This window comes from Blautia sp. LMAG:36 (genome assembly GCF_008680535.1).
Classification (GTDB): Bacteria; Bacillota; Clostridia; order Lachnospirales; family Lachnospiraceae; genus Blautia_A; species Blautia_A fusiformis.
Genome location: NZ_NALB01000003.1, coordinates 81061 through 104070 on the forward strand (window position 1 = coordinate 81061; position 23010 = coordinate 104070).

General features: G+C 47.3%; 19 protein-coding genes. 18 read left to right on the plus strand and 1 reads right to left on the minus strand.

Annotated features, from left to right (window positions below; genetic code table 11):
• Positions 1-2: 2 nt before the first annotated feature.
• The 13 genes from priA (at position 3) to lgt (ending at position 14395) form a co-directional block, all read left to right on the plus strand.
• Complete coding sequence (gene priA, locus CCC17_RS00600) at positions 3-2222, plus strand: replication restart helicase PriA (protein ID WP_114002105.1); 2220 nt, start codon at positions 3-5, stop codon at positions 2220-2222.
• 12 nt (positions 2223-2234) lie between these two features.
• Positions 2235-2708, plus strand: a complete 474-nt coding sequence (def, locus tag CCC17_RS00605; RefSeq protein WP_021651614.1) for a peptide deformylase — start codon at positions 2235-2237, stop codon at positions 2706-2708.
• A 12-nt stretch (positions 2709-2720) separates the two neighbouring features.
• Entirely contained in the window at positions 2721-3665 is a 945-nt protein-coding gene (fmt, locus tag CCC17_RS00610; protein WP_059086737.1) for a methionyl-tRNA formyltransferase, read from the plus strand.
• A gap of 6 nt (positions 3666-3671) precedes the next feature.
• Positions 3672-4379: a zinc metallopeptidase gene (locus CCC17_RS00615; RefSeq protein ID WP_015526118.1), complete on the plus strand. Its 708-nt coding sequence runs from the start codon at positions 3672-3674 to the stop codon at positions 4377-4379.
• Positions 4375-5727, plus strand: coding sequence for a 16S rRNA (cytosine(967)-C(5))-methyltransferase RsmB (gene rsmB, locus CCC17_RS00620; RefSeq protein WP_173739763.1), 1353 nt, complete (start codon positions 4375-4377; stop codon positions 5725-5727). Before CCC17_RS00615 ends, rsmB begins: the two co-directional genes overlap by 5 nt.
• A gap of 6 nt (positions 5728-5733) precedes the next feature.
• The gene (rlmN, locus tag CCC17_RS00625) at positions 5734-6774 is read left to right on the plus strand and encodes a 23S rRNA (adenine(2503)-C(2))-methyltransferase RlmN (RefSeq protein ID WP_015526117.1); all 1041 of its coding nucleotides are present in this window, start codon (positions 5734-5736) and stop codon (positions 6772-6774) included.
• Between the two features lies 1 nt (position 6775).
• Entirely contained in the window at positions 6776-7522 is a 747-nt protein-coding gene (locus CCC17_RS00630; protein ID WP_021651617.1) for a Stp1/IreP family PP2C-type Ser/Thr phosphatase, read from the plus strand.
• Positions 7516-9741 carry a Stk1 family PASTA domain-containing Ser/Thr kinase gene (gene pknB, locus CCC17_RS00635; protein WP_287082326.1) on the plus strand — a complete coding sequence of 742 codons (2226 nt, stop codon included), beginning with the start codon at positions 7516-7518 and terminating at the stop codon, positions 9739-9741. Before CCC17_RS00630 ends, pknB begins: the two co-directional genes overlap by 7 nt.
• Positions 9742-9743: 2 nt before the next feature.
• Positions 9744-10622 (plus strand): ribosome small subunit-dependent GTPase A, encoded by an 879-nt coding sequence (rsgA, locus tag CCC17_RS00640; RefSeq protein ID WP_021651619.1) that lies wholly within the window; start codon positions 9744-9746, stop codon positions 10620-10622.
• A gap of 3 nt (positions 10623-10625) precedes the next feature.
• A complete protein-coding gene (gene rpe / locus CCC17_RS00645) occupies positions 10626-11300 on the plus strand; it encodes a ribulose-phosphate 3-epimerase (RefSeq protein WP_015526113.1) in 675 nt (224 codons plus the stop codon).
• A gap of 2 nt (positions 11301-11302) precedes the next feature.
• Entirely contained in the window at positions 11303-11977 is a 675-nt protein-coding gene (locus CCC17_RS00650) for a thiamine diphosphokinase (RefSeq protein WP_021651620.1), read from the plus strand.
• A 145-nt stretch (positions 11978-12122) separates the two neighbouring features.
• The gene (gene ychF, locus CCC17_RS00655) at positions 12123-13220 is read left to right on the plus strand and encodes a redox-regulated ATPase YchF (protein WP_022426886.1); all 1098 of its coding nucleotides are present in this window, start codon (positions 12123-12125) and stop codon (positions 13218-13220) included.
• A 56-nt stretch (positions 13221-13276) separates the two neighbouring features.
• On the plus strand, positions 13277-14395 hold the full coding sequence (lgt, locus tag CCC17_RS00660; protein WP_287082327.1) for a prolipoprotein diacylglyceryl transferase: 1119 nt from the start codon (positions 13277-13279) through the stop codon (positions 14393-14395).
• A gap of 194 nt (positions 14396-14589) precedes the next feature.
• Here lgt and CCC17_RS00665 read toward each other — a convergent pair whose 3' ends face one another.
• Positions 14590-15396 carry a helix-turn-helix domain-containing protein gene (locus CCC17_RS00665; RefSeq protein ID WP_015526109.1) on the minus strand — a complete coding sequence of 269 codons (807 nt, stop codon included), beginning with the start codon at positions 15394-15396 and terminating at the stop codon, positions 14590-14592.
• A 140-nt stretch (positions 15397-15536) separates the two neighbouring features.
• On the opposite strand from CCC17_RS00665, the gene CCC17_RS00670 reads away from it, so the two are divergent.
• The 5 genes from CCC17_RS00670 to CCC17_RS00690 all read left to right on the plus strand — a co-directional run bounded on the left by CCC17_RS00670 (position 15537) and on the right by CCC17_RS00690 (position 22979).
• On the plus strand, positions 15537-18581 hold the full coding sequence (locus tag CCC17_RS00670; RefSeq protein WP_129974741.1) for a glycoside hydrolase family 2 TIM barrel-domain containing protein: 3045 nt from the start codon (positions 15537-15539) through the stop codon (positions 18579-18581).
• A 303-nt stretch (positions 18582-18884) separates the two neighbouring features.
• Complete coding sequence (gene mraZ / locus CCC17_RS00675; protein ID WP_021651636.1) at positions 18885-19316, plus strand: division/cell wall cluster transcriptional repressor MraZ; 432 nt, start codon at positions 18885-18887, stop codon at positions 19314-19316.
• Positions 19317-19351: 35 nt separating this feature from the next.
• Positions 19352-20287: a 16S rRNA (cytosine(1402)-N(4))-methyltransferase RsmH gene (gene rsmH / locus CCC17_RS00680; RefSeq protein WP_287082328.1), complete on the plus strand. Its 936-nt coding sequence runs from the start codon at positions 19352-19354 to the stop codon at positions 20285-20287.
• 22 nt (positions 20288-20309) lie between these two features.
• Positions 20310-20879: a hypothetical protein gene (locus CCC17_RS00685; RefSeq protein WP_015526105.1), complete on the plus strand. Its 570-nt coding sequence runs from the start codon at positions 20310-20312 to the stop codon at positions 20877-20879.
• A gap of 30 nt (positions 20880-20909) precedes the next feature.
• Entirely contained in the window at positions 20910-22979 is a 2070-nt protein-coding gene (locus CCC17_RS00690; protein WP_227588587.1) for a peptidoglycan D,D-transpeptidase FtsI family protein, read from the plus strand.
• The last annotated feature ends 31 nt before the right edge of the window (positions 22980-23010 follow it).

Below are 23010 nucleotides of genomic sequence, written 5' to 3' on the forward strand. Positions count from 1 at the left end.
GGATGATCTATGCAGATGTGATCATTGATATTTCTCATGAAAAGCTGGACCGGGATTTTCAGTATCGTGTACCTGAGGAACTGGTGCAGGCAATAAAACCCGGAGTTGTGGTCACAGTGCCCTTCGGAAAGGGAAATACCCTTCGGAAAGGCTATGTGACCGGGATCTCCGGAACGGCAAAATATGATGCGTCAAAGCTCAAGGAGATCCGGGGAGTGTCCACAGACAGTGAGACAACAGAATCCCGGCTGATCGCACTTGCGGCCTGGATGAAGGAGACCTATGGCTCCACCATGATCCAGGCACTGAAAACAGTTCTGCCTGTAAAAGACAAGGTCCGTGCAAAAGAGAAAAGACTGATCCTTTTTACAGGGAAAAAGGAAGAGGGGCAGGCACTTCTTGGCAAGCTGGAAGGCAGCCGCTTTAAAGCACGTGAGCGGTTCCTTCGGGCAATCCTGGAGGCCGGGAGCCTGGATTATACCTATGCCTCCAAAGAGCTTGGAGCCGGCATTTCCGTCCTTGATTTTTTTGAAAAAAAAGGTCTGATAACTATTGAAAGTCAGGAAATGTATCGTATTCCCGAGGGGCTCGGCCTGGTGAAGGAGAACATGGAGCTGAGTCTGAACCAGGAACAGCTTTTGGCGGCAGAGCAGATCTTTCGGGAATGGCAGGAGCCGGACCCAAGGCCTGCACTTCTTTTCGGAGTGACCGGAAGCGGAAAGACCCAGGTTTATATGCGCCTGATCCAGAAGGTACTGGAGGAGGGAAAACAGGCGATCGTGCTGATCCCTGAGATCGCGCTTACTTATCAGACAGTCAGGCGCTTTTATGCCATGTTCGGAGATAAGGTTTCGGTTCTGAATTCCAGACTTTCCCAGGGAGAACGTTATGATCAGTTCAAAAGAGCAAAACGTGGTGAGATCCAGGTGATGGTAGGACCCAGATCCGCACTGTTCACACCGTTTTCAGATCTGGGACTGATCGTTATCGACGAAGAGCATGAACCCACCTACAAAAGTGAGAATACGCCAAGGTACCATGCACGTGAGACTGCCATTGAGAGGGCACGAATGGAACATGCCCGTGTGGTCATGGGATCAGCCACTCCGTCATTAGAAGCCTACAGTCATGCCTGTGACGGAGAATATCTTCTGGTAAAGTTAAACGCACGTTATGAGGAAAGGCCTCTTCCACAGGTATCAATCGTGGATCTTCGGGAAGAATTAAAGAAAGGAAACCGTTCGGTACTGAGTCTGGAGCTGAAGAGGGATCTGGAGCAGGTCCTTGAAAGAAGAGAACAGGCCATGCTGTTTCTGAACCGGAGAGGATATGCGGGCTTTGTTTCCTGCAGAGCCTGCGGTCACGTTATGAAATGTCCCCACTGTGATGTATCTCTAAGTGAACACAATGGCAATCGTCTGATCTGTCATTATTGCGGCTATGAGACTGTGAAACCGGAAATCTGTCCGTCCTGTGGTTCACCGCACATTGGTGGATTTAAGGCAGGAACCCAGCAGATCGAGAAGGTCATTGAAAAAGAATTCCCGAAAGCCAGGGTACTTCGAATGGATTTTGATACCACAAGGACCAAGGACAGCTATGAGAAGATCCTGGCTTCTTTTGCAAAGCATGAGGCAGATATTCTGGTGGGGACCCAGATGATCGTCAAGGGACATGATTTTCCGAATGTGACTCTGGTAGGAGTGATTGCAGCAGATCTTTCGCTGAATATGGATGACTATCACTGCGGGGAGCGTACATTCCAGCTTCTGACTCAGGCAGTTGGACGTTCCGGCAGAGGGAATCGGCCGGGGCAGGCGGTGATCCAGACATATCAGCCGGAGCATTACAGTATCCAGGCTGCGGCTATTCAGGATTATAAGAAATTTTATAAAGAAGAAATGGGGTATCGGATGCTTCTGGACTATCCGCCGGCAGCCCATATGATGACTGTTTTTGGCGCCTGCCAGGATGAAGAACTTCTGAAAAATGCCATGTATTATATAGAAGTTTTTATCCGCAGGGTAAGTCCGAAGGAAGAGCTTCACATGATCGGACCTGCAGCTGCATCGGTAGGTAAGGTAAAGGATGTTTATCGTCAGGTGATCCATCTGAAGCACAGGGATATCTGCTTTCTCACAGCAGTTAGAGAGAAGCTGGAGAAATATATAGAGATAAATTCCGGATTCCGGAAAATATACATTCAATTTGATATGAATTAAAGGAGAAGAAAAATGGCACTTAGAACAATCCGTGTACAGGGGGATTCTGTACTGACAAAAAAATCCCGGACAGTAGACAAAATGACACCGAGGATCGGGGAACTGATCACAGATATGCTGGATACCATGTATGATGCAATGGGTGTTGGCCTCGCTGCACCACAGGTAGGAATCCTGAAACGTATCGTTGTCATCGATGTAGGTGAGGGCCCGATCGTGCTGATCAATCCGGAGATCCTTGAGACAAGCGGCGAGCAGACCGGTGACGAGGGATGCCTGAGCGTTCCGGGAATGGCAGGACAGGTAACACGTCCGAACTATGTGAAGGTAAAAGCACTTGATGTAAATATGAACGAACAGATCTACGAGGGAGAGGGCCTTCTGGCAAGAGCATTCTGTCATGAGATTGACCATCTGGATGGAAAAATGTATACAGAACTTGTGGAGGGAGAACTTCACAAGGTAACTTATGATGAAGAAGACTAAAGGCGGGATACTATGAAGATTGTTTATATGGGAACTCCGGACTTTGCGGTGGCGCCTCTTGCAGCACTGGCAGAGAACGGATATGAAGTGGAGGCTGTGATCACACAGCCGGACAAACCGAAGGGCAGAGGCAAAACTATGATGCCTACTCCTGTAAAAGAAGAAGCACTGAAACACGGGATCCCGGTACTGCAGCCGGTGAAGGTAAGAGATCCTGAATTTGTGGAAGAACTGAAAAATCTTGCACCGGACATCATCATTGTTGCAGCATTCGGGCAGATCATTCCAAAGAGCATCCTGGATATGCCGAGATTCGGATGTATCAATATCCATGCGTCTCTGCTTCCTAAATATCGTGGAGCTGCACCAATCCAGCAGGCGGTGATCGACGGTGAAAAAGAATCCGGCGTTACCATTATGCAGATGGGAACCGGTCTGGATACCGGTGATATGATTTCCAGGATCGTGGTTCCGCTTGCCAAAGATGAGACAGGTGGAAGCTTGTTTGATAAGCTCGCACAGGCAGGTGCAGAGCTTCTGGTACAGACTTTACCGTCCATTTTTGACGGAACTGCAACCCGCGAGAAACAGCCGGAGGAGAGTCCAACACCATATGCTGCCATGATCTCCAAAAAAATGGGGCTTCTGGATTTCAGCAAAAATGCGGAAGAACTGGAGCGTCTGGTAAGAGGCCTTGATCCATGGCCAAGCGCTTTTACCTTTATCAATGGAAAAACATTGAAGGTCTGGAAGAGCTCTGTTCTGGAAAAACAGGCACAGGAAGCACCGGGAACTGTGATAGCCGCTGACAAAGGAGGAATCCAGGTAGCATGCGGCCAGAAGGTACTCGTGCTCCATGAAGTGCAGCTGGAAGGCAAAAAACGCATGGAAGCGGATGCGTTCCTTCGGGGATATCAGTTGAAACCAGGAGACATGTTCAGAGATTCCAGGGAGTGATGAGTTATGTACGGATATGGTTATTACGGATGGGGAATGGACCCCACGATTCTTTTGCTCGTGATCGGAATGCTTCTTTCTCTTGCGGCATCCGCGAAGCTGCGCAGTACCTTTGCAGTCTATAAAAAGGTCCGGAGTCATTCAGGTATCACCGGTGCGGAAGCTGCACAGAGGATCCTGAGAGCGGCTGGGATCACAGACGTACAGGTGGTTCCAATCCGCGGAAGTCTTACGGATCACTATGATCCGAGAACGAAAACGGTTTCCCTTTCAGAAGATATTTATGGAAGAAATTCTCTGGCGGCTGTGGGGGTGGCAGCACATGAATGTGGCCATGCGATCCAGGATGCGATCAATTATGCACCACTGAATATCCGTTCAGCCATTGTACCTGCCGCAAATATTGGTTCCCAGCTTTCATGGCCGCTGTTTATCGCAGGACTGATCTTTTCCATTGATCCGCTGGTAACTCTGGGAATTGTTTTGTTTTCACTGGCAGTACTGTTTCAGCTGGTGACACTTCCGGTTGAGATCAATGCGTCTTCCAGAGCGCTTAAAATGCTGGAAAGTACAGGTATCTTAGGTGCAGATGAAAAAAAGGGTGCAAGAAAAGTACTTACAGCGGCAGCGCTTACCTATGTAGCAGCTCTGGCGGCATCTATTCTGCAGCTTCTGAGACTGATTATCCTTGCAGGAGGTAGAGATCGTGATTAGCAGCGGAGTAAATACCAGAGAACTGATCCTTGAGATCCTATTACAGATCGAGGAGGAGGGTGAGCACAGCCATATTGCGATCCGGAATGCGCTTTCCAAATATCAGTTTCTTCCGAAACAGGAACGTAGCTTTATTACAAGAGTATGTGAGGGAACCCTGGAATACAGGATCTATATTGATTATGTCATCGATTCTTTTTCCAAGGTTTCTGTAAACAAGATGAAACCGCAGATCCGTGAGATCCTGAGAAGTGCGGTATATCAGCTGAAATTTATGGACAGTGTTCCGGACAGTGCAGTATGCAATGAAGCGGTAAAGCTGGCACAGCGAAGAGGCTTTTATAATCTAAAGCCCTTTGTCAACGGGGTGCTCCGTACGATCGCAAGAGAGATCGGTGATCTGGAGCTTCCTTCCAGGGAAGAAAACGAAGTCCGTTATCTTTCTGTGAAATATTCCATGCCGGAATATCTGGTAGAAAAATGGAAAGCAGCCTACGGAGTGAAGACTACGGAGAAGATCCTGGAGGATTTTCTGACAGAAAGACCGATCACAGTACGGTGCCGTACTCATAAGGCGTCTCTGAGAGAAATCGTCACCAGTTTGAAGTCTCAGGGAGTGACAGTGGAACAGGCTCCTTATCTTCCCTATGCACTGAAGATTTCCGATTACAATCATATTTTGACACTTGAGACCTTCCTTCAGGGAAAGATCCTGGTGCAGGATGTAAGCTCTATGCTTGTAGCGGAAGCTGCAAGTCCGAAAAAAGGTGACCATATCATCGACATGTGCGCTGCACCAGGTGGAAAAAGCATCCATGCGGCAGACAAAATGGGGGATTATGGAAATGTGGATGCCAGAGATGTAAGTCAGTATAAGGCAGATCTTATCAAAGAAAACATCCACAGGACCGGAGTGATCAATGTGGAAGCCAGAGTTCAGGATGCAACGGTATATGATCCGGATTCCGAACAGGCTGCGGATATTGTGATCGCGGATGTACCGTGCTCCGGTTATGGAGTTATCGGCAAGAAACCGGAAATCAAATACCGGGCAACTCCGCAGAAACAGGAAGAGATCGTAATGCTCCAGAGAATGATCCTGGATAAGGCTGCAAAGTATGTGAAACCGGATGGAACGCTGATCTTCAGCACATGTACCATTGCCCGGGAAGAAAACGAAGAAAATGTATTATGGTTTTTAAAGAATTATCCGTACCGGCTGGAAAGCCTGGATCCGTATATTCCGGAGGAACTGCACTGTAAGTCCACGAAGCTTGGCTATCTGCAGCTTCTGCCGGGAATACATAAGACAGATGGATTCTTTATTGCCAGATTCAGAAGGAAATAACAGAAAATGACAGATGTAAAATCCATGACCATGGAGGAATTGAAGGAATTCATGACAAAGATCGGTGAAAAGCCTTTCCGGGCGAAACAGATCTATGCATGGCTTCACCAGCAGCTGGTTACCTCCTGGGATGAAATGACAAATCTTTCCAAAAGCCTCAGGGAAAAGCTTTCGGCTTATCCGATCACAGCACTGACCCAGGCAGATGTAAGGATCTCAAAAATTGACGGAACCAGAAAATATCTGTTCCAGCTGGAAGATGGAAATGTGATCGAGAGTGTTCTCATGCGGTATCACCACGGAAATTCTGTGTGCATTTCTTCTCAGGTGGGCTGCCGTATGGGATGCAGATTCTGTGCATCTACCATCGGAGGACTGACCAGATGCCTGAAACCGTCCGAGATGCTGGATCAGATTTACCGTATCCAGGCAGATACCGGTGAACGTGTGGCCAATGTAGTTGTGATGGGAACCGGTGAGCCGATGGATAATTATGACAATCTTGTCCGTTTTGTCCGGATCCTTACCGACGAAAACGGTCTTGGGATCAGTCAGAGAAATGTGACGGTTTCTACCTGTGGGATCGTGCCGAAGATGTATGATCTGGCTGAAGAAAAGCTTCAGATCACTCTGGCACTTTCCCTTCATGCTCCAAATGATGAAAAACGACAGGAACTGATGCCGATCGCGAATAAGTATTCTATGGATGAGGTTCTGGATGCCTGCAGAAATTATTTTGACAAAACAGGCCGAAGGATCACCTTTGAGTACAGTCTTGTAGCTGGCGTCAACGACAGTGAAGAAGATGCGAGACAGCTGGCAGGCCGTATAAAAGGCATCAATTGCCATGTAAATCTGATTCCGGTCAATCCCATCAAGGAACGCTCCTATGTGAGGTCTACTCGACAGGCTGTGGAGAATTTCAAAATAAAACTTGAAAAATACGGAATTAATGTTACTATTAGAAGGGAAATGGGCAGCGATATCGACGGTGCCTGTGGACAGCTAAGAAAAAGTTACATGGAAAAAACAGAAAGCGAGAAGTGACATGAGGATATACTCAGCTACTGATGTAGGGCAGAAGCGGAAGATGAATCAGGATTACGTGTTTGCATCTGAAGGTCCGGTTGGAAATCTGCCTAATCTTTTCACAGTCGCGGACGGAATGGGCGGACATAACGCCGGTGACTATGCATCCTCACATGCAGTACGGATCCTTGTGGATGAAATCCGTGAAGATGCGGATTACAATCCTGTGAAGGTTATTCGTCATGCGATCGAAGCTGCGAATACGGAGATCAGAAACCGTGCGCAGGAAGACGAAAACCTCCGGGGCATGGGAACCACTATGGTGGTGGCGACTATTGTAGATCAGTATGCCTATGTAGCCAATGTGGGTGACAGCCGTTTATATGTGATCCAGGACGGGATCCGCCAGGTCACCAGAGATCATTCCCTGGTACAGGAAATGGTGAGAATGGGCGAGATCAGCGAAGCGGAAGCACGGAATCATCCGGATAAGAACATCATTACAAGGGCACTTGGCGCAGAGAAAACGGTGGATGTGGATTTCTTTGATTTGAAACTTGAAAAAGGATGTACGATCCTGATGTGTTCAGACGGTCTCAGCAATATGGTTGAAGATGAGAAGATCCAGGAAATCATATCCGATCCGGAAGCAGATATTGATCAGAAGGGCAGTGCGCTCCTTCGGGAAGCAAATCAGAATGGTGGTAAGGATAATATTGCAGTCGTACTGGTAGAGCCATTCACGAATGAGGTGGAAGCATGTTGAAGACGGGAATGATCATAGCCGAGCGCTATGAGATCGTAGGAAAAATCGGAACTGGCGGAATGGCAGATGTCTATAAGGCTATGGACCATAAGCTGAACCGTTTTGTTGCAGTGAAGGTCCTGAAACCGGAGTTTCGGGAAGACACCACGTTTATAAAGAAATTCAGAAGTGAGGCCCAGGCGGCAGCTGGTCTTACACATCCGAATATCGTCAATGTATTTGACGTAGGAGATGACGGCGGTGTTTATTACATTGTTATGGAACTGATCGAGGGTATCACTCTGAAGGAATACATCTCCAAGAAGGGAAAGCTTTCCATTAAAGAGGCTACAAGTATCGCAATCCAGGTTTCTATGGGTCTGGAGGCGGCACACAGCCATGGTATCGTTCACAGAGATGTGAAACCCCAGAATATCATTATCTCCACAGATGGTAAAGTAAAGGTGACAGACTTTGGAATTGCCAGAGCTGCATCTTCCAATACGATCAGCTCCAATGTAATGGGATCTGTACATTACAGCTCACCTGAGCAGGTGAGAGGCGGATACAGCGATGAGAAGAGCGATATCTATTCTCTTGGAATCACACTGTATGAGATGGTCACAGGAAGAGTTCCTTTTGACGGAGATACCACTGTGGCGATCGCTATCAAGCATCTGCAGGAAGAGATGGTTCCGCCAAGTGTTTATACACCGGACCTTCCGTACAGTCTGGAGCAGATCATTCTGAAATGTACACAGAAAAGTGTAGATCGTCGTTACAGCCGTATGGAGGATGTGATCGCAGACCTGAAGCATTCTCTGATCGATCCCCAGGGTGATTTTGTAAAGCTTACTACAGTTGACAACGATGCCAAGACGGTTGTGATCTCAGAAGAAGAGCTTGGTGAGATCAAACATACACCGAAGCAGATCACAAAACCGGAGATCACCGCACTTGAGGAAGAAAAATACGACGATAACGATTACGATGATGCAGAGGAAGAATACAGACCGAGATCCGAGCATAGATCCGGAAAGAAAAAGAAGCATCATGGTTCCGGAAGAGGCCTGACGATTGCGGCACTGATCGGAGGTGCAGTCCTTCTGATCGTTCTTGTGGTAGTGCTTGGACGTGCCGCAGGACTGTTTGGAACCGGCAGCAGCGGAGCTGCAGACAGCAGCAAGGCAGAAGCGAAGCAGGAATCAGCAGCTGACGGTCTGGCAACTGTTCCTGATCTTGTAGGCAAGACAGAGGAAGAGGCTAAAACACTTGCAAACGATGCGCATCTGGGTGTCCAGATGGCCGGTGAGGAGGCATCCGATCAGGAAAAAGGCAGGATCTCCCGTCAGGAGACAGCTGCGGGAACACAGGTTGAAGCCAATACAACTGTGAAATACTGGGTAAGCACCGGAACAGCACAGGTTACGATCCCAGATCTGGATGGACGTACAGGAATCGATGCACAGCAGACTCTGGAAGATCTTGGACTTCAGGTAAATGTCCAGAAAGAATACAGCGACACAGATGACAACGGATATGCACTGGTAGATCCGGGATATGTTTACAATGTCGAACCGGCAGCAGGTACTTCTGTGCAGGCAGGCTCTTCTGTAACACTGACAGTCAGTCGAGGGGTTGATTATGGCGATAATGCTGAGGTTCCGAGTGTTGTAGGAATGACCAAGGATGATGCGCTTACTACTTTAGGTAAATTTATTGATATCCAGATAACAGAACAGCAGAGTACAGAAGCTGCAGGTACAGTTATCGCACAGGATCCGGAAGCCTATGCGGCAGCAGACCCGGATCAGCCGATCAGCATTACCATCAGCTCCGGTGACAAGGCTCCATCCACAGACAGCACAGCATCTACAGATAGTACAGCATCTACAGACAGTACAGCATCCACAGACAGCACAGCATCTGCGGACAGCACAGTATCCACAACTACATCTACAGCAGATGTCAATGCAAACACAGGCTGGAAATGTACACAGACACTGGATACCCCGTCCGGCTATAATGGAGGCGCGATCCGTCTGGAACTGATCCAGGACGTAAACGGTGAGCCTAAGGCATCCACCATCATTGATAGACAGAATATCAGCTTCCCGTATCAGCTTGATATCTCAGGTGCTGAGGGCGTTACCTCAGGAACCATCTATCTCTATGAAGAGGTGGACGGAGATTATCAGCAGCTTGGAACCTACACGGTTGCATTCAAGAAAGCTGAGTGATCATGCAGGGAAAGATAATCAAAGGTATTGCCGGATTCTACTACGTATATGCAGAAGACGGCAATACATATGAATGCAGAGCCAAGGGAATTTTCCGTAAGGATAAATTCAAGCCTCTGGTAGGTGACAATGTGGACATTACAGTTCTGGATGAAAAGGAACTGGAGGGAAGTGTGACGGAGATCCACAAGCGGAAGAATTCTCTGATCCGTCCGGCTGTGGCCAATGTAGATCAGGCACTGGTGATCTTTGCCATGGATAATCCGAAGCCGAACTTCATGCTTCTGGATCGTTTCCTCATTATGATGGAGAGGGAAGGTGTTCCGGCAGTCATCTGTTTTAACAAAAAAGATCTGGCAACAACGGAAGAGCTGGAATTTCTCTATGAAACATACCAGAGCTGCGGCTATCAGGTGATCCTGTCAAGTGCCCTGAAGGGAGAAGGACTCGACGAGATCGAAGAAGTGCTTCAGGGCAGGACAACTGTGGTTGCCGGCCCATCCGGCGTGGGAAAATCTTCTCTTACAAATTCCCTTCAGGAAGAAGTGGAGATGGAAACCGGTGAGATCAGCCGTAAGCTGAAACGGGGAAAACATACCACGCGCCATGCACAGATCATACCGGTGGCACAGGATACATTCCTTGTGGATACGCCGGGATTTTCCTCCTTATATATTGAAAATATGGAGGAGCAGGAACTGAAGGATTACTTTCCGGAGTTCCGAAGATATGAAGGACAGTGCCGCTTTCAGGGGTGCCGTCACATACATGAACCGGGCTGCGCTGTTAAGGAAGCCCTTGAGAACAATGAGATCAGCAGACTCCGATATGAAGATTATCTGGAGCTGCACCAGGAATTAAAAGAGAAAAGGAGATACTGAGTCATGGAATACCGATTGTGCCCGTCGATCTTATCAGCAGATTTTAACAGACTGGGAGAACAGATCAAAATTCTGGAAAAGGAAGGCGTTGAATATCTGCATATTGATGTTATGGATGGAGATTTTGTTCCCAGCATTTCTTTTGGAATGCCGGTGATCAAATCGATCCGGAAAGAATCCAACATGTTTTTCGACGTACATTTGATGGTAACAGAACCGGAAAGATATATCCGCGATTTTGTAGAATGCGGAGCAGATTCCATTACTGTACATGCGGAGGCATGTGAGGATCTGGAGCGTACACTGGAGCAGATCAGGGCAGCAGGGGTAAAGGCGGCAGTTTCGATCAAGCCATCCACACCGGTAAATGACATCAGCCATCTTCTTGAAGATGTGGATATGGTGCTGATAATGACTGTTCAGCCAGGATTTGGCGGACAGAAATACATGGACGAATGCACAGAGAAGATCCAGGAGCTTCGTGAGCTTATTGATGAAGAAGAGCTGGATGTTGATATCCAGGTAGATGGTGGTATCAATGATGATACACTGGAGACGGTTATGCGTGCCGGTGCAAACCTCATGGTCGCAGGTTCCTGGGTATTTAAGGGCGATGTGGCAGCCAATGTAAGACACATTACAGAAAAAATCCACAATATCAAAAAAGAGCTGGACTGAAAATGATCGATACAATAATAATCAGCGGGGGCAATATCCAGAATGGTTTTGCCCTCGATTTTTTAAAAAAAAGAATAGAAGAAAGCCGAGGAGAGAAAATCACTCTTGTTGCTGCAGATAAGGGGATGGAATGGTTTATGAAAAACCGGGAATTTATTCCGGATCTTGCAATTGGGGATTTTGACAGTCTTTCCGAAGAAGGCCAAAAATATATGGAAAGCCTGAAGGGACCGGAGATCATCAGGCTGAAGCCAGAGAAGGATGATTCGGATACACAGTCTGCGGTAAACCAGATGATCCGCAAGGGTGCAAAGGATATCCTGATCCTGGGAGCTACCGGCACAAGGCTGGATCATGTGCTGGCGAATCTGGGACTGCTTTCCATGGGTAAGGAACAGGGCGTTCGTATTGCGATCGCAGATCAGTGGAATTATATCACACTTGCAGAAAGCGGAACCATACTGCACAGAGAGGAGCAGTTTGGAAAATATGTTTCATTCTTTACTGTGGGAGGTGATGTGACAGGCCTCACTCTGAGGGGATTTAAGTATCCGCTGAACGGATATCATCTGACAGTAGAAGACAGTGGCCTGACCGTCAGCAATGAGATTTCGGAAGAAACCGCAGAGATCCTGTATGAAAGCGGGCAGCTTCTGATGATCATGTCCAGGGACTGACAGTAATAACAAATGCCTCACAGTTGCGATTTCAGGCTGTGTATGGTAATATGGGACAGGAATGGCCTGAAAAACGGAAAGGCCTGTTTAAAGAGTATCTGAAAAATACTGTAAATAAATATATCGAAAGGACGTATATAGAGAGATGAAATTAGGTATCGTAGGTCTTCCTAACGTAGGAAAAAGTACATTATTCAATTCACTGACAAAAGCCGGAGCAGAATCCGCAAACTATCCGTTCTGTACTATCGACCCCAATGTGGGTGTTGTAACCGTTCCGGATGAGAGACTGAATCTTCTCGGAGATTTTTATAAATCAAAAAAAGTAACACCGGCAGTGATCGAATTCGTCGATATTGCAGGTCTTGTAAAAGGCGCATCTAAGGGAGAGGGACTTGGAAACCAGTTCCTTGCAAATATCCGTGAGGTAGATGCTATCGTTCACGTGGTACGCTGCTTTGAGGATTCCAATGTTGTTCATGTAGATGGAAGCATTGATCCGCTCCGCGATATCGAGACTATTAATCTGGAGCTTGTTTTCTCTGATCTTGAGATCCTCGAGAGAAGAATTGCCAAGGTTACCAAGACTGCACGTATGGATAAGGAAGCTGCCAAAGAGCTTACATTCCTTGAAAAAGTAAAGGCGCATCTGGAAGAGGGACAGCTTGCCATTACTCTGGAAACAGAGAATGAAGATGAGGATGCATGGCTTGCAACCTATAATCTTCTTACTGCAAAACCGGTGATCTATGCGGCTAACGTTGCAGAGGATGATATCGCAGATGATGGGGCGAACAATCAGTATGTACAGGCAGTACGTGAATACGCTGCCAAACAGAACAGCGAGGTATTTGTGATCTGTGCGCAGATCGAGGAGGAGATCTCCGAGCTGGATGAGGATGAGAGAAAGATGTTCCTTGAGGATCTGGGACTGACAGAGTCCGGCCTGGAGAAGCTGGTGCGCGCAAGCTATCACCTTCTTGGCCTTATGAGCTTCCTGACAGCAGGAGAGGATGAGACAAGAGCATGGACTATCAAGATCGGAACCAAGGCACCGCAGGCAGCAGGTAAGATCCACACAGACTTTGAACGTGGATTTATCAAAGCAGAGGTTGTGAATTATCAGGATCTTCTGGATTGCGGTTCCTATGCAGGTGCCAGAGAGAAGGGCCTTGTACGTATGGAAGGAAAAGAGTACGTTGTACAGGACGGAGATGTGATCTTATTCAGATTTAACGTGTGATCACCAACGTCTGTGAAATACCGGCTGTAAGCTGAAAAATTATAACAGGTGATTTTATGGATATGTCAATTCGGTTTCCCGGATTAGATCTGGTTTTGGATCATGTGCCGAGATCCTTTGAGATCTTTGGCTTTGAGATCACGATCTATGGCGTCCTGATCGCGATAGGAATGCTTCTGGGAATCTTTTTTGTGGTACTGGAAGCCAGAAGAAATCATGAAGATCCGGATGCATATCTGGATTTGGCCATCATAACGCTGCTTTCCGGTGTGGCAGGGGCGAGGTTGCTTTATGCGGCTTTTTCCTGGAGCCTTTATAAAAATGATCCGGGACAGCTTCTGAATATACGGTCCGGAGGACTTATGTTTTATGGCGGACTTCTGGGCGGTGTGCTGGGTGGTGCGGTCTATTGCAGGATCCGAAAGAAATCCTTCTGGCAGATGGCAGATCTTGCCTGCATGGGACTTCTGATCGGGCAGATAATAGGAAAGTGGGGAAGCTTTTTTAACAGAGAATCTTTCGGGGAATATGCAGACAACATTTTTTCCATGCAGCTGCCGCTGACTGCGGTACGGGCAGGAGAGGTCACCACGGCTATGCGTGAAAAGCTTCAAACCGTGGACGGTGGTACCTGGATTTTGGTACAGCCCTTGTTTTTCTATGAAAGTCTCTGGTGTCTGCTTGTGCTTTTGGTGCTTATGATGCTGCTTCGCAAAAAAGTATTTCAGGGAGAGATCTTTCTGAGATATCTGGCAGGCTATGGTCTGGGAAGAGCAGTGCTCCAGTGGTTCCGCACAGATAAAATACTGTTTCCGGGAACCGGCGTGGATATTTCACTGGTGATCTCGGTAATACTTTTTGTTCTTTGCACCGTGGTAGTTGCAGTGAAACGCGTGATGTCCAGAAAGCGGGCAAAAGTACGGATGAGAAGGATCGAGAAAGATCAGCAGGCAGAGAAAGAAGCGGAACAGCAACGGGAAAATGTAGCAGAGAATCTGGAAACAGAGACTGTACAGGGAGAAAAAAATGGATCAGAACGAGATACAGAAGAAAGAGGAAGCTCTTCGGAAAGCGTCACTTTTGCAGCAGCTGCAGGAGGAACGGAAGAAGCTGGACAGCCAGATCAGGAGCAGGAGCGATCTTCTGAAGAATCTGGAGGCCAGCCAAAGAGTTGACCGTATTCTGGAATTATATTACGGAAACTGAGATCAAACAGATATAGGATACAGATGCTTTTGTCTGATGGATCAGAATATAGGATAGGATACCGGCATTTGGCTGATAAGAGCAGCAGAAAACTGCCCTGCAGGAAAACGTCTTCTACGACGTTTCTGGCAGGGCAGTTTTTGTGCTGTGCAGTAGGAATATATCAGTACATCTTTCGGAAATCCAGAGGAGTTGTGCCTGTGACTTTACGGAACATGGCGATAAAGTGGCTGGCATCGGAAAATCCGGAAGCACCGGCAACATCCTGGATCTTCATATCCGGTCTGGAAAGCAGAAGCTCACGTGCGCGGCTGATGCGGTACATGGTAACGTACTCGTAAACCGAGCAGCCCATAAAACGGCGGAACAGACGGGAAAGATACTGCGGAGAGACAAAAACGCTCCGGCTCAGCTGCGCTGCAGTGATATCTTGCTGATAACCGGTTTCGATTTCTTTTATTACCGGGATCACATATCTCTGGTAGAGAGGATTATCCTGTATCTTCGGAGAAGCTGCACAGTCTGTAAAATTCATAAGAAAATTATAGCAGTCGGAAGAAAGAGATTTCATATCCGGTGTGGGCTGATGATATTTACGCAAGGTAGAAGAAATCATTTTCCGGATACTGGCTCCTTGTTCCTTTTCGATAAGGATCACTTCCTGGTTGTCTGTCATGGAAGGAATGCTGCCTGCCAGTGTTCCTGTGAAGGTGGCAAACATCGTGGTCCAGGAAGTAGACTCCCTGTGATAGGAATGAGGGACACCGGGGGCGATGAGGATGCCCTCGTTGGCTCCGAGAGTATAAAATTTTCCACGGACTTCAATGCGTCCGGTACCCTTTTCAGTCTGGAGGTAATGATAATACGGATATCCGTCCGGACGGAAGATATTAACCTGATTCCAGTGGTTCCCAAGAGATTCAAACATGAAGGGAGCACTGACCGGAGTGTTTCTGAAATAGATCGACATGATATTCACCTGTTTCTAAATGTTATATATTTTGGCGAAACATATTATACCATAATCCGGTGGATTATACTATAATGATCATAGCATAAAAAACGAAGGATCCGGCAGAAAAAACAGAATCTGCCGGGCAGGAGGAAAAAATGAAAAAATTTGATCATTCTCTGTTAAAAGATCCCCGGTATTTCAGTGACGGAAGAATGGATGCCCACTCAGATCATACATATTATCGCTGTGAGGAAGAGAGAGAAGATGGGAAAACTTCTTTCCGTCACAGTCTGAATGGTCTCTGGAAGTTCCATTATGCACGGAATTATGCATCTGCTATCCCAGGCTTTGAGGAAGAAGCATATTCCTGTAAGGACTGGGAGGACATTTATGTGCCGGCACATATCCAGATGGAAGGATATGATGCACCGCAGTATGCCAATGTCCAGTATCCGTGGGAAGGCCATGAAGAACTTCATCCGGGACAGATCCCGGAACGTTTTAACCCGGTGGCAAGCTATGTGAGATATTTCCATGTGCCGGAGAGCATGAAAGGAAAAAGAGTATTTGTTTCATTCCAGGGAGCAGAGAGCGGCCTGGCTCTGTGGCTCAATGGAAAATTTGTGGGATACAGTGAAGATTCTTTTACTCCGTCAGAATTCGAGCTTACGGAATATCTGAAGGACGGCGAGAACAAGCTGGCGGCACAGGTGTTCAAATGGACAGCCAGCAGCTGGTGCGAGGATCAGGATTTTTACCGTTTTTCCGGAATTTACAGAGATGTTTATCTGTTTACGGTACCGGATGTCCATGTATATGATCTCAGGATCCGTGCCATTCCGGATGAAACTCTCAAAAAAGCCGAGCTTGAGATCGTGACCAGTACCTGGGGAAAAGGAAAAATGAAGCTTACACTTTCCGGAAAGGGAGAGATCCTTTTGCAGGAGGAAAGATCTCTGAACGGAGAGGATACCTGTACCTGGGAGATTCAGGATCCCCTTCTCTGGAGTGCAGAAGAGCCGAATCTCTATGATCTGGAGCTGGAGATCAGTGATGAAAGCGGAAAGCTCCAGGAGATCATCCCGGAGAAAGTCGGTTTCCGCCGTTTTGAAATGAAGGATGGTATCATGACCCTTAACGGAAAACGTATCGTATTCAAGGGTGTGAACCGCCATGAGTTCAGCTCTGTCACAGGAAGACATGTGTCCCGGGAGGAACTGCTCAAAGACATCGTGACCATGAAACAGAACAACATCAATGCGATCCGTACCTGTCATTATCCGGATGCATCTCCGATCTACCGTCTCTGTGATGAATATGGTATTTACATGATCGCAGAAAACAATCTGGAATCTCACGGAACCTGGGATATAGCAGAATTTACCGGAGATCACACGGATATCGTTCCGCACAACAAACCGGAATGGCTGGGCATGATGCTGGACCGTGTAAATTCCATGTATCAGCGTGACAAGAACCACCCGGCGATCCTGATCTGGTCCTGTGGAAATGAATCCTTTGGTGGAAAAGATATCTTTGAGATGTCTGAGTTCTACCACAAGAATGATCCTACAAGACTGGTACATTATGAGGGGGTTTTCCATGACCGCAGCTACAATGCCACCAGTGACATGGAAAGCCAGATGTATCCTTCCGTAGAAGCGATCCGGGAGTTCCTTGCAAAGGATGACAGCAAGCCGTTTATTTGCTGTGAGTATACCCATGCAATGGGAAATTCCTGCGGCGCAATGCATAAATATACAGATCTTACAGATACAGAACCGAAATATCAGGGTGGCTTTATCTGGGATTACATTGATCAGTCTATTTACAAAAAAGACCGTTACGGTAAAGAATTCCAGGCATACGGCGGAGACTTCGGTGAACGTCCTACAGATTATAATTTCAGTGGAAACGGTATCGCATACGGCGGAGACAGAGATGCTTCACCAAAGATGCAGGAGGTAAAATTCAACTACCAGAATATCACTGCGCAGGTAAGTGAGGATTCTGTTAAGATCATCAACAAAAATCTTTTTGTAAATACGGACACATTCCGATGTGAAGTAACTCTTGCAAAGAACGGTCATGTTCTCCGCACAGAGACACTGGATACAGCGGTGGAGCCTTTAAGCCAACAGACCTACAGACTTCCATTTGGAAAACAGCAGCGCCCGGGCGAATATACGGTAACCGTAGCCTTCCTTCTCAGAGAAAAAACACTTTGGGCAGAGGCAGGACATGAGGTTGCTTTCGGCCAGTATGTTTATCAGGTGGAAGGAACACCGGAAGCTCCTGCGTGTGGCGTGGAGCTTGTGAGAAGCCTTCATAACATCGGTGTCCGTGGGGAAAATTTCGAAGTGCTGTTCTCCGTTCTCAATGGTGGTCTGGTTTCGTATAAATATGCAGGAAGAGAAATGATCGAAGCGATTCCGAAGCCCAACTTCTGGAGAGCACCTACAGATAATGATTGCGGAAGTCTGATGCAGATGCGCTATGCACAGTGGAAGATCGCCAGCATGTACGCAAGTCATAAGGATTACCGAAAAGGCATGTATGGTCCGGCCAATGCTCCGGAGACAACGGTTCACGAAAACAGCGTGGAGGTTGCTTTTACCTACATACTGCCAACTACGCCTGCTAGTGAATGCCGTCTTGCCTATGAGGTAACCGGAGATGGAAGAGTAAAGACAACGCTGACCTATGATCCTGTAAAAGAGCTGGGCGATATGCCGGAGTTCGGAGTACTCTTTAAATTCAATGCAGATTATGATCATGTTCAGTGGTACGGCCTGGGACCGGCAGAGACTTATGCAGACCGGAAGCATGGCGCAAAGCTCGGCATTTATGAGAATCTCGTGACAGACAATATGGCACGCTATCTTGTGCCGCAGGAATGCGGAAACAAAGAGGAAGTACGCTGGGCAAAGATCACAGACAGAAAGGGTAGAGGAATGCTCTTTGAGATGGATAAAGAAAACGGCCCGATGATGTTCTCGGCACTTCCATATACTCCTCATGAAATGGAAAATGCCATGCATCCCTATGAGCTTCCGGCAATCCATTATACCGTTGTCCGTGCCGCAAAGGCGCAGATGGGTGTTGGAGGAGATGACAGCTGGGGTGCCCGCACCCATCCGGAATACCTTCTGGATACTAATGGAAAGATGAAATTTTCCTTTGCGTTCAAAGGCCTTTAAAATGTCATAAAATAACAGAACATAAAGTCAGAAAAAAGCTTCCGGCGACTGTCCGGAAGCTTTTTCATTTCATAATAATGCACAGAAAATAAACAGGTTGAAAAAAAACCTGTGGATATTTCATGAAATGAAAAAAAACTTGGATATGCACTTGTTTTTTCATGGTAAATAGTTTAGAATGATTACATAAGTGGTAGAAAGTGGTGAATAGTGGTAGCGAATGGGGATGAGTGGCAGAACACACCATTTGCACCCTGGAAGCACGAAGGGGAGAATCGTGTTTCACGAGAGTAGGTGGGTTTCATGTTCATGGGCGAGTATAATCATACGATCGACGCGAAGGGGCGTCTGATCATCCCTTCCAGGTTCAGGGAACTCTTAGGGGAAGAGTTCGTACTGACAAGAGGGTTGGATGGTTGCCTTTCTATTTATCCGATGGATGAATGGGTTGCTTTTGAAGAGAAACTCCGAGCATTACCACTTACAAATAAAGACGCAAGAACCTTTTCACGTTTCTTTGTAGCCGGAGCTACAACATGTCAGCTGGATAAGCAGGGAAGAATCCTGGTGCCGCAGACGCTGCGCCAGTTCGCTGGTCTGGATAAGGATGTGGTGCTTACGGGTAATCTGAACCGGATCGAGGTTTGGAGCAAAGAGAAGTGGAGCGAGAACTGCAATTATGATGATATGGACAGCATTGCGGAAAGCATGCAGAACATAGGAATCGTCATTTGAGCATAACGCAGGTAGAAATCCCACAGGAGACGGATATGGAATTTAAGCATAAATCTGTATTACTCAATGAGACCATTGACGGCTTAAGGGTAAAGCCGGATGGAATCTATGTGGATGGCACTTTAGGAGGAGCGGGACACGCCACAGAGGTGTGTAAGAAACTTTCTGCCAAGGGGAGATTTATTGGCATAGATCAAGACCAGGATGCGATAATTGCTGCGAGTGAACGGCTGTCAGCCTTTAATCAGGTGACAATCATTCGCAGCAATTATTGTTACATGGCAGATGAGCTGAGATCCCGTGGCATTGAGAAGGTGGACGGGATCCTGCTGGATTTGGGAGTGTCATCTTATCAGCTGGATAATGAAGAGAGAGGTTTTTCCTATCGGTACGATTCTCCTCTGGACATGCGAATGGACAGAAGACAGAGCCGTACAGCCGGTGATATAGTCAACGGTTATGAGGAACGGGAGCTGTATCGGATTATCCGCGATTACGGCGAAGATAAATTTGCCAAAAATATAGCGAAACACATTGTGGCTGCCAGAGAGCAGGCACCGATCCGGACAACCGGAGAACTGACAGAGATCATACGGGGTGCGATCCCCATGAAAATACAAGCTACAGGAGGACATCCGGCCAAGAGGACTTTCCAGGCAATACGTATTGAGCTCAACCGGGAGCTTGACGTGCTCCGGGATTCCCTGGACGGCATGATCGATCTCCTGGATGACGGAGGAAGGATCTGTATCATTACATTCCATTCTCTGGAAGACAGGATCGTTAAGACCATTTTCCGAAAAAATGAAAATCCCTGTACCTGCCCGCCGGATTTTCCGGTCTGCGTATGCGGAAAGAAATCCAAGGGTAAGGTGATCACAAAGAAACCGATCTTACCGGGAAAAGAGGAAATGGAAGAGAATCCGAGATCCAAAAGTGCGAAGCTTCGTATTTTTGAACGGAAAATGTAGTTGAGAGATGGAAGGTAGGCAAATGGCGAAGACAGGAAGAGGGACTACAGCCAGAAGAAATCGAAATACCGTCAGGAACAGCAGAGAAATGTATGTTCAGGGAAATGCGGTAAAACGGCTGCAGGAAGTTCCTCAGAGGACTGATCTGCCCGAGATACAGGAAAGGCGACGGCTGGCTCAGAAAAGAAAACAGAAATCCGCAGTACCTGTGACACCGGCAAAACAGGTGGTAAGCAGACAGGCACAGCGGAACCGGGAAAAGGCAATGGCCATGAACAAGGGGTTCGTTCTGTTTCTTACGGCAGTTTCCATCGCGGTACTTTTTACCTGTATCAATTATCTTCAGGTAAAATCCGAAATCACGGCGAGTATGAAAAATGTTGCAAATCTGGAATCTGAGCTTGCACAGCTGAAAGAAGATAACGATGCATATTACAGTCAGGTCACTTCTGCAGTGGATATCAGCGAGATCAAGAAAAAAGCTATCGGCGAGCTTGGAATGAAATATCCTTCGGAGGATCAGATACAGACCTATACCACGGAAGGAAACAGTTATGTGAGACAGTATCAGGATGTGGACACACACAAGTAACAGAAGTACAGTTTTTAAGCAGGTGATCGATTGAGTACAAGAAGGCGCAGGCCGGTAAAAAAAATAAATTACAGTATGAAGAAAAAGCTGGCAGTACTATTTTCCTTAGTATTGCTGGCTTTAGTCGGTTTGGTGGCAAGAATTACCTATATCAATGCCACCAGCGGAAGCAAATATCGAAAGCAGGTGCTGAGTCAGGCTCAGCAGAAATATGAAAATCAGACACTTCCGGCAAAAAGAGGCGATATCTATGACCGGAACGGGAATATCCTGGCAACCAGCAACAAGGTCTATAATGTGGTCCTTGACTGTCTGGAGGTCAATAAGGATCAGGATTCCGTGGAGCCTACCATAAAGGCTCTTGTGGAAGTCCTGGGATTGGATGAAGATGAGATGCGGAAGCTTCTCACCGACAGCAGTACAAAAAAAAGTCAGTATCAGATCGTAAAGAAACAGATCTCCATGGACGACAAAAAAGCCTTCGAAAAATACGAAGATCCGGGAGACGACAGTGAACTGACTGCCACGCAGCTGAAAGAACGTTCCAGGATCACAGGTGTATGGTTTGAGGAAGATTATCTCAGATCTTATCCGTTTAATGAGACTGCCTGTGATACCGTTGGATTTACACTTTCCAGAGATGTGGCGGATGCCGGACTGGAAGGATATTACAATGCGACACTTACCGGCGTGGATGGAAGACAGTACGGATACATCAACAACAATTCCGACGTAGAACAGACGATCATCGAACCGACGGATGGCAAAAGCATTGAGACCTCGCTGGATCTGGGACTTCAGCAGATCGTGGAAAAATACGTAAATACCTTTGAAGAAAAGATGGGAGCCAAAAATGTAGGCGTGATCATCGAGGATCCGAAAACAGGAGAGATCCTGGCAATGGACGGCGGTGACCGTTATGACCTGAATAACCCGAGAGATCTTTCAAATGTGTATTCCCAGAGTGAGATCGCTGCCATGAACGATGAGGAAACCGTGGAAGCGCTGAACGGAATGTGGAGTAATTTCTGCGTGACAGATGCCTACGAGCCGGGATCGGTTGTAAAGCCCATCGTTATGGGCTCCGCACTTGAAATGGGAGCGATTTCCGAGAGCGATAATTTTGTCTGTGACGGCGGACAGTCTTTTGGAGCGGAAGGTGCGACTACTTTTATCAAATGTGCGGTATGGCCGGATGCTCACGGGACAGAAGCTCTTTCCGATGTCATTGCCAATTCCTGCAACGATGGTATGATGCAGATCGCAGCAAAGATGGGAAAAGATAATTTCCTTAAGACACAGAGCGTTTTCAATTTCGGAACAAGAACCGGTATCGATCTTCCCAATGAGGGAAGCGGTGTGATCCATACCAGCGATACCATGGGAGAGACAGAGCTTGCATGCTCTGCTTTCGGACAGGGCTATACACTGACCATGATCCAGGAGATCAATGCAATGTGTTCTGTGATCAATGGCGGATACTACTATCAGCCTCATCTGGTGACGAAGATCAAGGACAGCAGCGGCGGAATCGTAAAAACGATCTCTCCGACACTGATGAAGCAGACGATTTCCGAGAAGATATCTGCAGATATCCGCTCCTACATGGCTGCCAGCGTAGACCATGGTACCAGCCGTACCTCCAAGGTGCAGGGCTACAGCTCCGGTGGTAAAACCGGTACTGCCGAGAAGCTTCCGCGAGGCAATGGCAAGTATCTGGTATCCTTTATCGGATTTGCACCGGTAGATGATCCGGCGCTTGTGATCTATGTAGTTGTGGATGAGCCGAAGGTAGATGATCAGGCAAGCAGTACGTACGCACAGTACATTGCACAGGGAATCCTTTCCGAAGCACTTCCGTATCTGAATGTACAGCCGGATGAGGCAGAGGATGGAGAAGTTCCGACTACAGAGCTGTGGGAACTTTTTAAGGGAATCAGCGATTCTGCAACAGGAACCGGCGCAGACGGGCAGAAGGAGGCCATTTCCGATGAGAATGTACCAAGTCCGCCGGAAGATGAGTCGGAGGACAGTGATACCGAAGATAATAACGATATGCAGAGCGAAGGTCTTACCAACGAGGAGGCCGGCCTGGAATAGATAAAAAGAATACCCTCTCAGGGGAACGTCA

Excerpts from the sequence above, each read along its gene's own strand:
- rlmN (WP_015526117.1), top strand. The coding sequence starts at position 5,734 with ATGACAGATGTAAAATCCATGACCATGGAGGAATTGAAGGAATTCATG.
- CCC17_RS00630 (WP_021651617.1), top strand. The coding sequence starts at position 6,776 with ATGAGGATATACTCAGCTACTGATGTAGGGCAGAAGCGGAAGATGAAT.
- CCC17_RS00685 (WP_015526105.1), top strand. The coding sequence starts at position 20,310 with ATGGCGAAGACAGGAAGAGGGACTACAGCCAGAAGAAATCGAAATACC.
- pknB (WP_287082326.1), top strand. The coding sequence starts at position 7,516 with ATGTTGAAGACGGGAATGATCATAGCCGAGCGCTATGAGATCGTAGGA.
- rpe (WP_015526113.1), top strand. The coding sequence starts at position 10,626 with ATGGAATACCGATTGTGCCCGTCGATCTTATCAGCAGATTTTAACAGA.
- ychF (WP_022426886.1), top strand. The coding sequence starts at position 12,123 with ATGAAATTAGGTATCGTAGGTCTTCCTAACGTAGGAAAAAGTACATTA.
- CCC17_RS00615 (WP_015526118.1), top strand. The coding sequence starts at position 3,672 with ATGTACGGATATGGTTATTACGGATGGGGAATGGACCCCACGATTCTT.
- lgt (WP_287082327.1), top strand. The coding sequence starts at position 13,277 with ATGGATATGTCAATTCGGTTTCCCGGATTAGATCTGGTTTTGGATCAT.
- rsmH (WP_287082328.1), top strand. The coding sequence starts at position 19,352 with ATGGAATTTAAGCATAAATCTGTATTACTCAATGAGACCATTGACGGC.
- mraZ (WP_021651636.1), top strand. The coding sequence starts at position 18,885 with ATGTTCATGGGCGAGTATAATCATACGATCGACGCGAAGGGGCGTCTG.
- CCC17_RS00650 (WP_021651620.1), top strand. The coding sequence starts at position 11,303 with ATGATCGATACAATAATAATCAGCGGGGGCAATATCCAGAATGGTTTT.
- def (WP_021651614.1), top strand. The coding sequence starts at position 2,235 with ATGGCACTTAGAACAATCCGTGTACAGGGGGATTCTGTACTGACAAAA.
- CCC17_RS00665 (WP_015526109.1), bottom strand. The coding sequence starts at position 15,396 with ATGTCGATCTATTTCAGAAACACTCCGGTCAGTGCTCCCTTCATGTTT.
- CCC17_RS00670 (WP_129974741.1), top strand. The coding sequence starts at position 15,537 with ATGAAAAAATTTGATCATTCTCTGTTAAAAGATCCCCGGTATTTCAGT.
- priA (WP_114002105.1), top strand. The coding sequence starts at position 3 with ATGATCTATGCAGATGTGATCATTGATATTTCTCATGAAAAGCTGGAC.
- rsgA (WP_021651619.1), top strand. The coding sequence starts at position 9,744 with ATGCAGGGAAAGATAATCAAAGGTATTGCCGGATTCTACTACGTATAT.
- fmt (WP_059086737.1), top strand. The coding sequence starts at position 2,721 with ATGAAGATTGTTTATATGGGAACTCCGGACTTTGCGGTGGCGCCTCTT.